Source organism: Pseudomonas sp. P20 (genome assembly GCF_016463925.1).
Lineage (GTDB): Bacteria > Pseudomonadota > Gammaproteobacteria > Pseudomonadales > Pseudomonadaceae > Pseudomonas > Pseudomonas aeruginosa.
Window position 1 is genome coordinate 197,248 of sequence record NZ_JAEMVM010000028.1, and the last position, 11,743, is coordinate 208,990.

Consider the following 11,743-nt stretch of genomic DNA (forward strand, 5'->3'; position numbering starts at 1 on the left):
GGGTGATCAGCGCAGCTCTTCCAACAACCCCTGCAGATACCGACAGCCCTCGGTATCCAGCGCCTGCACCGGAAGGCGCGGCGCCCCCACCTCCAGGCCGGAGAGGCCCAGGCCGGCCTTGATGGTGGTCGGCAGGCCCCGGCGGAGGATGAAGTCGAGCAGCGGCAACTGCCGGTAGAACAGCGCGCGGGCCTTCTCCAGGTCGCCGTCGAGCACCGCCTGGTAGAGCTGGCCGTTGAGCGTCGGGATCAGGTTCGGCGCGGCGCTGCACCAGCCTTTCGCGCCGGCCACGAAGGCCTCCAGCGCCAGCGGGTTGCAGCCGTTGTAGAAGGGCACCCGGCCTTCGCCGAGCAGGCGCAGCTTGTGCATGCGCTGGATGTCGCCGGTGCTCTCCTTGACCATGGTCACGTTGTCCACTTCGCGGACGATGCGCAGGATCAGTTCCACCGACATGTCGATGCCGCTGGTGCCCGGGTTGTTGTAGAGCATCACCGGCACGCCGATGGCTTCGCCCACCGCGCGGTAGTGCTGGAACACTTCCGCCTCGTTGAGCTTCCAGTAGGAGATCGGCAGGACCATCACCGCCTCGGCGCCGAGGGATTCGGCGAACTGCGCGCGGCGCACGGTCTTGGCGGTGGTCAGGTCGGAGACGCTGACGATGGTCGGCACGCGATGGGCGACGGTCTTCAGGGTGAAGTCGACCACCTCGTCCCATTCCGGGTCGCTCAGGTAGGCGCCTTCGCCGGTGCTGCCGAGCGGGGCGATGGCGTGCACGCCGCCGTCGATCAGGCGCTCGATGGAGCGGCCGAGGGCCGGCAGGTCGAGACCGCCGTCGGCGGCGAAGGGGGTGATGGTGTAGCCGATGATGCCGTGGATGGATGCGGACATTGGATGTACCCGTGACATTGAGTGGGAAATGCCAGGACGGACCTGGTGGGAAAGGTCGTTCAGCTCAGGCAGTCGCTGTTGCGCGGCAGGCAGCGCCGGGCGTAGTAGTTGAATGCGGCGCCGTGGCGCTTCGGGGTGGAGATCCAGTCGTGGGCCTCGCGCGCCAGGGCCGGCGGGATCGGCTTGATCTCTCCGGCGGCCATCGCCAGCAACTGCATCTTCGCCGCGCGCTCGAGCAGCACCGCGATCACGCAGGCCTCCTCGATGCTCGCACCGGTGGCCAGCAGGCCGTGGTGGGAGAGCAGGATGGCGCGCTTGTCGCCGAGGGCGGCGGAGATGATCTCGCCTTCCTCGTTGCCTACCGGCACGCCCGGCCAGTCCTTGAGGAAGGCGCAGTCGTCGTATAGCGGGCAAAGGTCCATGTGCGAGACCTGCAGCGGTACTTCCAGGGTCGACAGCGCGGCGATGTGCAGCGGGTGGGTGTGGATGATGCAGTTGACGTCCGGGCGGGCGCGATAGACCCAGCTGTGGAAGCGATTGGCCGGATTCGCCATGCCGTGCCCGTGGAGGACGTTGAGGTCTTCGTCGACCAGCAGCAGGTTGCCGGCGCTGATCTCGTCGAAGCCCAGGCCCAGTTGCTGGGTGTAGTAGGTCCCCGCCTCCGGGCCGCGCGAGGTGATCTGCCCGGCGAGCCCGGAGTCGTGGCCGGCCTCGAAGAGAATCCGGCAGGTCAGGGCCAGCTTTTGCCGGTCAGTCCACGTATTATCGCCGAGGCTGCTTTTCATCTGCTTCAGCGCGTGCTGGATCAGTTGATCCTTGGGTAATTCCAGTGTCGTAGCCATGCGAGGTTCCTTTGACGGAGCGAGTCGGGGGAAACGCCAGGCAGTTGCGCGCCACGCAACGACCCGGCTGTAAATGACACGGATCAAGTTATATGATACAAAGTGTCATTAGCAAGAGAAAAGTTTCATCGCCATCGGGAGAAGGCTGTCCTCAATGTCCATGCGCTTGAAATTGCTGAGAAAAAAACTCGGGGTCACGCTGGAGACCCTGGCCGACAAGACCGGCCTGACCAAGAGCTACCTGTCCAAGGTCGAGCGCGGGCTGAACACGCCGTCCATTGCCGCCGCGCTGAAGCTGGCGAAGGCGTTGAACGTGCAGGTGGAGGAGCTGTTCTCCGAGGAAAGCGACGGTGTCGACGGCTACAGCATCGTTCGTCGCGACCAGCGCAAGTCGCTGTCCAGCGGCGACGACGGCCCGGCCTACGCCTCCCTCGCGCAGCAGATCGGCGCCCGCGCGCTGTTGCCGTTCATCGTCCACCCCCCGCGCGATTTCAGTCACTCGACGTTCAAGGAGCACCTCGGCGAAGAGTTCATCTTCGTCCATGAGGGCCAGGTCGAGGTCGACTTCATGAACCAGCGGATCATCCTCGAGCGCGGCGACGCCCTGCATTTCAACGCACAGAAGCCGCACCGCATCCGCTCCCTGGGGGAGACCCAGGCGGAATTGCTGGTGGTGATCCACAGCGACGAATGAGGCGACGGCTTCGGTCGATCGGATGCTTGCTAACGTTCTGTTCGATTATCGAACTGTTAATCGATTATCGGATTGTGAGCCCTCGGACCCCGGCGTAAGGTTCTCGTCACGTGCCGTCCAGGCAGCGCACAACAAGACGAGACCCGACCGATGGCTGAAATCCTCTCCCTGCGCGAAGCGGTGCGACGCTTCGTCCACGATGGCGACAGCGTCGCCCTCGAAGGCTTCACTCACCTGATCCCGACGGCCGCCGGCCACGAGCTGATCCGCCAGGGCAGGAAAGACCTGACGCTGATCCGCATGACTCCCGACCTGGTCTACGACCTGCTGATCGGTGCAGGCTGCGCGAAGAAGCTGGTGTTCTCCTGGGGCGGCAACCCCGGTGTCGGTTCGCTGCACCGCCTGCGCGACGCGGTGGAGAAGGGCTGGCCGCAACCGCTGGAGATCGAGGAACACAGCCACGCCGACCTCGCCAACGCCTATGTCGCCGGCGCCTCCGGGCTGCCCTTCGCGGTGCTGCGCGCCTACGCCGGCTCCGACCTGCCGAAGGTCAACCCGCTGATCCGCAGCGTCACCTGCCCGTTCACCGGCGAAGTGCTGGCGGCGGTGCCCTCGGTGCGTCCGGACGTCAGCGTGATCCACGCGCAGAAGGCCGACCGCAAGGGCAACGTGCTGCTCTGGGGCATCCTCGGCGTGCAGAAGGAAGCCGCCCTGGCGGCGAAGCGCTGCATCGTCACCGTCGAGGAGATCGTCGACGAACTGGACGCCCCGATGAACGCCTGCGTCCTGCCGAGCTGGGCGCTCAGCGCCGTGTGCCTGGTGCCCGGCGGCGCGCATCCGTCCTATGCCCACGGCTACTACGAGCGCGACAACCGCTTCTACCAGGACTGGGACCCGATCGCCCGCGACCGCGAAAGCTTCACCGCGTGGATCGACGAATACATCCGGGGGACCGAGGATTTCGGCGCCTTCCAGGCCAAGCTCGCGGAGGGCAAGCGATGAGCAGCTACAGCACCAACGAGATGATGACCGTGGCCGCCGCCCGCCGCCTGCACAACGGCGCGGTGTGCTTCGTCGGCATCGGCCTGCCGTCGAAGGCCGCCAACCTGGCGCGCCTGACTTCCTCGCCGGACGTCGTGCTGATCTACGAGTCCGGGCCGATCGGCGCCAAGCCCAGCGTCCTGCCGCTGTCCATCGGCGACGGCGAGTTGGCCGAGACCGCCGATACCGTGGTCCCCACCGGCGAGATCTTCCGCTACTGGCTGCAGGGCGGACGGATCGACGTCGGCTTCCTCGGCGCGGCCCAGGTCGACCGCTTCGGCAACATCAACACCACCGTGATCGGCGACTACCGCCAGCCCAAGGTGCGCCTGCCGGGAGCCGGCGGCGCGCCGGAAATCGCCGGCAGCGCCAAGGAAGTGCTGATCATCCTCAAGCAGTCGCACCGCACCTTCGTCGACAAGCTGGCCTTCGTCACCTCGGTCGGCCATGGCGAGGGCGGCGACTCGCGCCAGCGCCTGGGCCTGCCGGGCAAGGGGCCGGTGGCGATCATCACCGACCTGTGCATCATGGAGCCGGAAGCCGGCAGCAACGAGTTCGTGGTCACTTCGCTGCATCCGGGCGTGACCCGCGAGCAGGTGGTCGAGGCCACCGGCTGGGCGATCCGCTTCGCCGAGCGGGTCGCCGAGACGCCCGCGCCGAGCGAGGTCGAACTCGCCGCGCTGCGCGACCTCGAGGCGCGCACCGCGGCCGCCCATGGACAGAAGGGGAGCGACGAATGAGCCGCGAGGTATTCATCTGCGATGCCGTGCGCACGCCGATCGGCCGTTTCGGCGGCAGTCTTTCCGCGGTGCGCGCCGACGACCTCGCGGCGGTGCCGCTGAAGGCCCTGGTCGAGCGCAACCCGGGGGTCGACTGGTCGGCGTTGGACGAGGTGTTCCTCGGCTGCGCCAACCAGGCCGGCGAGGACAACCGTAACGTGGCGCGCATGGCGCTGCTGCTGGCCGGTTTGCCGGAGAGCGTGCCCGGCGTCACCCTCAACCGCCTCTGCGCCTCGGGGATGGACGCCATCGGCACGGCGTTCCGCGCCATCGCCTGCGGCGAGATGGAGCTGGCCATCGCCGGCGGCGTCGAGTCGATGTCGCGCGCGCCGTACGTGATGGGCAAGGCCGATAGCGCCTTCGGGCGCGGCCAGAAGATCGAGGACACCACCATCGGCTGGCGCTTCGTCAATCCGCTGATGAAGGAGCAGTACGGCATCGACCCGATGCCGCAGACCGCCGACAACGTCGCCGACGACTATCGCGTGTCGCGTGCCGACCAGGATGCCTTCGCCCTGCGCAGCCAGCAGCGCGCCGGCAGGGCGCAGGAGGCCGGTTTCTTCGCCGAGGAAATCGTCCCGGTGACGATTCGCGGGCGCAAGGGCGACACCCTGGTCGAGCACGACGAGCATCCGCGTCCCGACACCACCCTGGAGGCGCTGGCCCGGCTCAAGCCGGTCAACGGGCCGGAGAAGACCGTCACCGCCGGCAACGCGTCCGGGGTCAACGACGGCGCCGCCGCGCTGGTCCTGGCCTCCGCCGAGGCAGTGGAGAAGCACGGCCTGACTCCGCGCGCGCGGGTGCTGGGCATGGCCAGCGCCGGCGTCGCCCCACGGATCATGGGCATCGGCCCGGTGCCGGCGGTGCGCAAGCTGCTGCGGCGCCTGGACCTGGCGATCGACGCCTTCGACGTGATCGAACTCAACGAAGCCTTCGCCAGCCAGGGCCTGGCCTGCCTGCGCGAACTGGGCGTGGCCGACGACAGTGAGAAGGTCAACCCGAACGGCGGTGCCATCGCCCTCGGCCACCCGCTGGGGATGAGCGGTGCGCGGCTGGTCCTCACCGCGCTCCATCAACTTGAGAAGAGCGGCGGCCGGCGCGGCCTGGCGACCATGTGCGTAGGCGTCGGCCAAGGCCTGGCGCTGGCCATCGAGCGGGTCTGACTGGCACAACCGGGTCGCCCGCCCGGTATCAAGAGCGCGCGTCGCGCGGCGCTGCCCATGTTTCGGCGGCGGCGCGGCGCGTGTGCAGCGGAACAGGACGCTCCGTCGCACGGTCAGGATGAAACGGACCCTGTCGAGAGAACAACAGCATGACTGCCCCTGTTCACCAGTACAGCAACGAAGAACGCCGCAAGCGCATCTTCGCCATCGTCGGCGCCTCCTCCGGCAACCTCGTGGAATGGTTCGACTTCTACGTCTACGCCTTCTGCGCGATCTACTTCGCACCGGCCTTCTTCCCCTCCGACAACCCCACGGTGCAGTTGCTGAACACCGCCGGGGTCTTCGCCGCCGGCTTCCTCATGCGCCCCATCGGCGGCTGGATGTTCGGCCGCATCGCCGACAAGCACGGGCGCAAGACCGCCATGCTGATCTCGGTGGTGATGATGTGCGCCGGCTCCCTGGCGATCGCCTGCATGCCCACCTACGCCAGCATCGGCACCCTGGCGCCGGCGCTGCTGTTGCTGGCGCGGATGTTCCAGGGCCTGTCGGTGGGCGGCGAGTACGGCACCAGCGCGACCTACATGAGCGAGGTGGCGCTCAAGGGCCAGCGCGGCTTCTTCGCCTCGTTCCAGTACGTCACCCTGATCGGCGGACAGTTGCTGGCGGTGCTGGTGGTGGTGATCCTGCAGCAGTTGCTGAGCGAAGACGAACTGCGCGCCTGGGGCTGGCGGATTCCCTTCGTGATCGGCGCGATCACCGCGGTGATCGCCCTCTGGCTGCGGCGCTCGCTGAACGAGACCGCTTCGAAGTCGACCCTGGAGCGCAAGGAATCCGGCACCTTCGCCGAGCTGTTCAAGCACAAGCGGGCCTTCTTCACCGTGCTCGGCTTCACCGCCGGCGGCTCGCTGATCTTCTACACCTTCACCACCTACATGCAGAAGTACCTGGTCAACACCGCCGGGATGAGCGCCAAGACCGCCAGCGCGGTGATGACCTTCGCCCTGCTGGCGTACATGCTGATGCAACCGCTGTTCGGCATGCTTTCCGATCGCATCGGGCGCAAGACCTCGATGCTCTGGTTCGGCACCCTGGGCACGCTCTGCACCCTGCCGATCCTGCTCGCGCTGAAGACCGTGAGCAGTCCCTACATGGCCTTCTTCCTGATCATCCTGGCGCTGGCCATCGTCAGCCTGTACACCTCCATCAGCGGCCTGATCAAGGCCGAGATGTTCCCGCCGGAGGTGCGCGCCCTCGGCGTCGGAGTGTCCTACGCGGTGGGCAACGCGATCTTCGGCGGCTCGGCCGAGTACGTCGCCCTGGGGCTGAAGTCGGTAGGGATGGAGAACGTCTTCTACTGGTATGTTTCAGCCATGTGCCTGCTGGCGCTGCTGGTCTGCGTGAGCCTGCCGGACCTGCGCAAGGTCAGCTACCTGAACGACGAGCCCTGACGGGCCGGGAAAAGGAAAACCGATGAGCGACGTACCCGCCAACCAGTTGTTCGATGCCTATTTCACGGCGGCGCCGATGCGCGCGGTGTTCTCCGACCGCGGCCGCCTGCAAGGCATGCTCGACTTCGAGGCCGCCCTGGCCCGCGCCGAGGCGCGCACCGGGGTGGTTCCCGCGACGGCGGTGGCGCCGATCGAGGCGGCCTGCCGCGCCGAACTGTACGACCCGCTGGCGCTGGCCGAGGCGGTCGCCACTGCCGGCAACTCGGCGATCCCGCTGGTCAAGGCGCTGGGCCGCCAGGTGGCGGCTGGCGACGCCGAGGCCGAGCGCTACGTGCATCTCGGCGCCACCAGCCAGGACGCCATGGACAGCGGCCTGGTGCTGCAACTGCGCCGTGCGCTGGCCTTGCTCGAGCAGGATCTGCAACGTCTTGCCGAGGTCCTGGCGGACCAGGCCGAACGGCATGCCGACACGCCGCTGGCCGGGCGCACCTGGTTGCAGCACGCCACCCCGGTGACCCTGGGCATGAAGCTCGCCGGCCTGCTCGGTGCCTTGACCCGGCACCGCCAGCGCCTGCGCGAGTTGCGCCCGCGCCTGCTGGTGCTGCAATTCGGCGGCGCCTCGGGGACGCTCGCCGCGCTCGGCGAACAGGCCCTGCCGGTGGCCGCGGCGCTGGCCGAGGAGCTGGGCCTGGCTTTGCCCGAACAACCCTGGCACACCCAGCGCGACCGCCTGGTGGAATTCGCCAGCGTGCTCGGCCTGGTGGCCGGTAGCCTCGGCAAGTTCGGTCGCGATGTCAGCCTGCTGATGCAGACCGAGGCCGGCGAGGTCTTCGAGCCGGCCGGCGCCGGGCGCGGCGGTTCCTCGACCATGCCGCACAAGCGCAACCCGGTGAGCAGCGCGGTGCTGATCGCCGCCGCCACCCGTGCGCCGGGGCTGGTCTCGACCCTGTTCGCGGCGATGCCGCAGGAACACGAGCGCAGCCTCGGTCTCTGGCACGCCGAGTGGGAAACCCTGCCGGAACTCTGTTGCCTGGTTGCCGGCGCGCTGCAACAGGCGATCGGCCTGCTCGAAGGCCTGGAGGTGGACGCCCAGCGGATGCGCCGCAACCTTGGCCTGACCCACGGCCTGGTGCTCGCCGAGGCTGTGAGCATCGCCCTGGCCCGCCGTATCGGCCGCGAAGCCGCGCACCATCTGGTGGAACAGTGCTGCCGCCGCGCCGTCGAGCAGCGCCGCGAGTTGCGCGCGGTGCTCGGCGAAGAGGCGCGGGTGAGCGCCGAGTTGTCCGGCGACGAACTGGACCGCCTGCTCGATCCCGCCCATTACCTCGGCCAGGCCCGCGCCTGGGTCGAGCGCGCGCTCGCCGAACACCATGCCCTGGGCTTCGAACCCCATCCCGCCTGACTGGAGATCCCTTCGTGCCAACCGTACGCCTCGCCGACGGCGACCTGAACTACTCCCTGGAAGGACCGGCCGGCGCGCCGGTCCTGCTGTTGTCAAACTCGCTGGGCACCGACCTGGGCATGTGGGACACGCAGATCCCCGCACTCACCGCCCATTTCCGCGTGCTGCGCTACGACACCCGCGGCCACGGCGCCTCGCTGGTCACCCCCGGACCGTACGCCATCGGCCAGCTCGGCGCCGACGTGCTTGCCCTGCTCGATGCCCTCGAGCTGCCGCGCGTGCATTTCTGCGGGCTGTCCATGGGCGGCCTGATCGGCCAGTGGCTGGGCATCCACGCCGGCGAGCGGCTCGGCCGGCTGGTGCTGTGCAACACCGCGGCGAAGATTGCCAGCGACGAGGTCTGGAACACCCGCATCGATACCGTCCTGAAAGGCGGCGAGCAGGCCATGCGTGACCTGCGCGACGCCTCGGTGGCGCGCTGGTTCACCGCGGGCTTCGCCGAGCGCGAACCGGCGCAGGTCGAGCACATCGTCGCGATGCTCGCGGCCACCTCGCCGCAGGGCTACGCGGCCAACTGCGCTGCGGTACGCGACGCCGATTTCCGCGAGCAGCTCGGGCTGGTCCAGGCGCCGACGCTGATCGTCGCCGGCAGCCACGATGCCGTGACCACTCCGGACAACGCCCGCTTCATGCAGGCGCGCATCGCCGACGCGCAGTTGGTCGAGTTCGCCGCCGCGCACCTGTCCAACGTCGAAGCGGGCGACGCCTTCAGCCGCCGCCTGGTCGATTTCCTGCTGTCCGCCTGAGGAGCCGCCGATGGACGAGAAACAACGCTACGAAGCCGGCATGCAAGTGCGCCGCGCGGTGCTCGGCGACGCCCATGTCGAGCGCAGCCTGGCCAACCTGACGCCGTTCAACGAAGAGTTCCAGGAAATGATCACCCGCCACGCCTGGGGCGACATATGGACCCGTCCGGGGCTGCCGCGACACACCCGCAGCCTGGTCACCATCGCCATGCTGATCGGCATGAACCGCAACGAGGAACTCAAGCTGCATCTGCGCGCGGCGAAGAACAACGGGGTGAGCCGCGACGAGATCAAGGAAGTGATCATGCAGAGCGCCATCTACTGCGGTATTCCCGCAGCCAACGCGACCTTCCACCTGGCCGAATCGGTGTGGGACGAGCTTGGCGTGGAGTCGCAGCAGGCGTCCCGGTAGGTCGCCGGCGGCGCTAGCGGTAGGGCGAATGGCGTCGCAGGCGTTATCCGCCGATACCCCGAGGGCCAACGGCGGTTATCCGTCCTGCGCGTGGGTCGGCAAGGCGGCGCTTCCCCTTGCCAATCGCCGGCGTTTCCCGGAAGGTCGACAGCTCCGTCATCCCTTCGGTCCGCCATGAGCCGCAAGCTGCATATCCACGCGCCCGCGATCCACTACTTCGACATGGTTCGCCGCTGCCATTCGATCCGCGAAGCCGCGCGGCGCCTGAACGTCGCCTCGTCGGCGGTGAACCGGCAGATCCTCAAGCTGGAGGACGAGATCGGCGCGCCGCTGTTCGACCGCCTGCCCGGCGGCCTGCGCCTGACCGGAGCCGGGGAGATCTTCGCGCGCCACGTCACCGTGGTCCTGCAGGACATGGAGCGCGTGCGTTCCGAACTGGACGCGCTGCAAGGCCTGCGCACCGGCCATGTGGAGATCGCCACCATCGAAGCGGTGACCAGCGACCTGCTGCCCTGCGTGCTCAAGGCGATGCGCGAACGCTACCCGGACATCACCGTCGGCGTCACCCTGCTCGGTTCCCAGGCGATACCCGAGGCGGTGAGCAGTGGCGCGGTCGACCTCGGCCTGGCCTTCGCCCTGCCGCGCAGCGCCGACCTGCAACAGGTCAGCGTCGGCCATTTCCGCCTCGGTGCCATCGTCTCCCCGCAGCACCCGTTGGCGCGACACCAGGCCATCGCCTTCGCCGATTGCGTCGAACATGGCCTGATCATGGCCAAGAGCGAGCTGTCCATCCATCACCTGCTGGCGCCGCTCCAGCGCCGTTTGCGCGAACCGCGCCGGGCGGTGCTGGAGAGCAGCTCCCTGGAGCTGTCGCGACAACTGGCGCGGCGCGGGCTCGGCGTCGCCTTCCAGACCCGCCTGGGGATCGAGGCCGACATCGCCCAGGGCGAGCTGCGTTTCCTGCCGCTGAAAGACAATGGCGGCATCCACAGCGACCTCGGCCTCTACGTGCGTACCGGCCGTTACCTGCCGGTGGCGGTGGACGCCCTGGCCCGGCAGATCGCCGAGGAAGTGCGCCTGCGCGAGCGCGAGGAAGCGCGCCTGAACGAGGCCTGAGCGGCGCTCGCGCCGATGCCAGACGGCTTGCCCGAGCTTGCCCGTCCGCTGATGCCGTTTCGGCATCGGCATGTTCGATATTCTGTTCTTTGGTCAGCGCGGCGAAGTGCCGATACTGCCCCGCGACCCCGGCGCGAAACCGGGGGCTGAGTCGCCACAAGAACAACAAGCAACCAGCAGGACACACAGCATGAAGAAGATGATGCAGGGCGCCGCCGCCCTGATCGCGCTCGTCGGCGCCGGGGAGAGCATGGCGCTGGAATGGATGAGCAACAGCGTCGGTTTCCGTTACGGCCAGCAATTCACCAACCCGAACAACCCGGACAAGTTCGCCAAGCGCATCTACAGCTTCACCCACGCCGACGGCTATCGCTACGGCAGCAATTTCTTCAATCTCGATGTGTTCCTTTCCGACAACCGCGACCCGCGCAAGGGCACCGACCATGGTGGCAGCGAAGTCTATGCGGTCTACCGCCACCAGCTCTACGCTTCGCGGGTGTTCGACCGGCCGCTGGGCACCGGCCTGGTCAAGGACTACGCCTTCACCCTGGGCTTCGACGCCAGCCGCAACAACAACCTGGCTTCGGCCAAGAAGCGCGCCCTGGTGTTCGGCCCGACCCTCAAGTTCAACGGTCCCGGCGTGCTCGACCTGAGCCTGCTCTACTACCGCGAGAAGAACCACTTCGGCGTGCCCGGCGTGCGCCATCCCGACCACACCTTCGACACCACCTACATGCTTAACCTGACCTGGATGCGGCCGTTCAAGGTCGGCAACCATGCGGCGAAGTTCCAGGGCTTCGTCAACTACGTGGGAGAGAAGGGCGAGGACTACAACGACAAGGACACCGCGGCGGAAACCCTGGTCCGCACCGCCCTGATGGTCGCCGCCCTGCCAGGCGACAAGCGCCAGCCGAACCTGTGGCTCGGCGTCGGCTACGAGTATTGGCACAACAAGTTCGGCGTCGACGGTGGCACCGGCAGCCGCACCTCGACGCCGACGTTGAATATGGAATTCACCTTCTGAAGCGAAGCGCCGTCGCCCTACGCGATGCCGCCAACCCTGGGGTGGGGCGGATAACGCCACCGGCGTTATCCGCCGATACACCGAAGCCCGACGGCGGATAACCGCAAGCGGTTATGCGCCCTACGCGA

12 protein-coding genes are annotated in these 11,743 nt (G+C 67.9%); 10 read left to right on the forward strand and 2 right to left on the reverse strand.

All coding sequences use genetic code 11. The annotated features are described in order from the left end of the window. Positions 1–6: 6 nt before the first annotated feature. Both JHD77_RS26760 and JHD77_RS26765 read right to left on the reverse strand, forming a co-directional pair. Positions 7–888, reverse strand: coding sequence for a dihydrodipicolinate synthase family protein (locus JHD77_RS26760; protein WP_003101895.1), 882 nt, complete (start codon positions 886–888; stop codon positions 7–9). A gap of 59 nt (positions 889–947) precedes the next feature. Further along, positions 948–1,730, reverse strand: coding sequence for an aldolase (locus tag JHD77_RS26765; RefSeq protein ID WP_003084054.1), 783 nt, complete (start codon positions 1,728–1,730; stop codon positions 948–950). 154 nt (positions 1,731–1,884) lie between these two features. Here JHD77_RS26765 and JHD77_RS26770 point away from each other — a divergent pair, with 154 nt between their 5' ends. The 10 genes from JHD77_RS26770 (at position 1,885) to JHD77_RS26815 (ending at position 11,615) form a co-directional block, all read left to right on the forward strand. Further along, positions 1,885–2,424 carry a helix-turn-helix domain-containing protein gene (locus JHD77_RS26770; protein WP_003084057.1) on the forward strand — a complete coding sequence of 180 codons (540 nt, stop codon included), beginning with the start codon at positions 1,885–1,887 and terminating at the stop codon, positions 2,422–2,424. 150 nt (positions 2,425–2,574) lie between these two features. Beyond that, positions 2,575–3,426 carry a CoA transferase subunit A gene (locus tag JHD77_RS26775; protein ID WP_003084060.1) on the forward strand — a complete coding sequence of 284 codons (852 nt, stop codon included), beginning with the start codon at positions 2,575–2,577 and terminating at the stop codon, positions 3,424–3,426. After that, positions 3,423–4,205 carry a CoA-transferase subunit beta gene (locus tag JHD77_RS26780; protein ID WP_003084062.1) on the forward strand — a complete coding sequence of 261 codons (783 nt, stop codon included), beginning with the start codon at positions 3,423–3,425 and terminating at the stop codon, positions 4,203–4,205. The genes JHD77_RS26775 and JHD77_RS26780 overlap by 4 nt, the downstream gene beginning before the upstream one ends. Continuing rightward, positions 4,202–5,407 carry a 3-oxoadipyl-CoA thiolase gene (gene pcaF / locus JHD77_RS26785; RefSeq protein ID WP_003101891.1) on the forward strand — a complete coding sequence of 402 codons (1,206 nt, stop codon included), beginning with the start codon at positions 4,202–4,204 and terminating at the stop codon, positions 5,405–5,407. The genes JHD77_RS26780 and pcaF overlap by 4 nt, the downstream gene beginning before the upstream one ends. A gap of 149 nt (positions 5,408–5,556) precedes the next feature. Beyond that, on the forward strand, positions 5,557–6,855 hold the full coding sequence (locus JHD77_RS26790; protein ID WP_003101889.1) for an MFS family transporter: 1,299 nt from the start codon (positions 5,557–5,559) through the stop codon (positions 6,853–6,855). A gap of 22 nt (positions 6,856–6,877) precedes the next feature. Beyond that, complete coding sequence (locus JHD77_RS26795; protein WP_003145060.1) at positions 6,878–8,257, forward strand: 3-carboxy-cis,cis-muconate cycloisomerase; 1,380 nt, start codon at positions 6,878–6,880, stop codon at positions 8,255–8,257. A 14-nt stretch (positions 8,258–8,271) separates the two neighbouring features. Beyond that, complete coding sequence (pcaD, locus tag JHD77_RS26800; RefSeq protein WP_003161006.1) at positions 8,272–9,063, forward strand: 3-oxoadipate enol-lactonase; 792 nt, start codon at positions 8,272–8,274, stop codon at positions 9,061–9,063. Between the two features lie 10 nt (positions 9,064–9,073). Beyond that, positions 9,074–9,475: a 4-carboxymuconolactone decarboxylase gene (gene pcaC / locus JHD77_RS26805; RefSeq protein WP_003084072.1), complete on the forward strand. Its 402-nt coding sequence runs from the start codon at positions 9,074–9,076 to the stop codon at positions 9,473–9,475. Between the two features lie 174 nt (positions 9,476–9,649). After that, positions 9,650–10,591 carry a LysR family transcriptional regulator gene (locus JHD77_RS26810; protein ID WP_003084073.1) on the forward strand — a complete coding sequence of 314 codons (942 nt, stop codon included), beginning with the start codon at positions 9,650–9,652 and terminating at the stop codon, positions 10,589–10,591. Between the two features lie 190 nt (positions 10,592–10,781). Continuing rightward, a complete protein-coding gene (locus JHD77_RS26815; protein WP_029610601.1) occupies positions 10,782–11,615 on the forward strand; it encodes a hypothetical protein in 834 nt (277 codons plus the stop codon). Positions 11,616–11,743 lie beyond the last annotated feature (128 nt).

Bases quoted from the DNA above. Each gene is read 5' to 3' on its own strand.
- JHD77_RS26760 (WP_003101895.1), bottom strand. From the start codon at position 888: ATGTCCGCATCCATCCACGGCATCATCGGCTACACCATCACCCCCTTC.
- JHD77_RS26765 (WP_003084054.1), bottom strand. From the start codon at position 1,730: ATGGCTACGACACTGGAATTACCCAAGGATCAACTGATCCAGCACGCG.
- JHD77_RS26770 (WP_003084057.1), top strand. From the start codon at position 1,885: ATGTCCATGCGCTTGAAATTGCTGAGAAAAAAACTCGGGGTCACGCTG.
- JHD77_RS26775 (WP_003084060.1), top strand. From the start codon at position 2,575: ATGGCTGAAATCCTCTCCCTGCGCGAAGCGGTGCGACGCTTCGTCCAC.
- JHD77_RS26780 (WP_003084062.1), top strand. From the start codon at position 3,423: ATGAGCAGCTACAGCACCAACGAGATGATGACCGTGGCCGCCGCCCGC.
- pcaF (WP_003101891.1), top strand. From the start codon at position 4,202: ATGAGCCGCGAGGTATTCATCTGCGATGCCGTGCGCACGCCGATCGGC.
- JHD77_RS26790 (WP_003101889.1), top strand. From the start codon at position 5,557: ATGACTGCCCCTGTTCACCAGTACAGCAACGAAGAACGCCGCAAGCGC.
- JHD77_RS26795 (WP_003145060.1), top strand. From the start codon at position 6,878: ATGAGCGACGTACCCGCCAACCAGTTGTTCGATGCCTATTTCACGGCG.
- pcaC (WP_003084072.1), top strand. From the start codon at position 9,074: ATGGACGAGAAACAACGCTACGAAGCCGGCATGCAAGTGCGCCGCGCG.
- JHD77_RS26810 (WP_003084073.1), top strand. From the start codon at position 9,650: ATGAGCCGCAAGCTGCATATCCACGCGCCCGCGATCCACTACTTCGAC.
- JHD77_RS26815 (WP_029610601.1), top strand. From the start codon at position 10,782: ATGAAGAAGATGATGCAGGGCGCCGCCGCCCTGATCGCGCTCGTCGGC.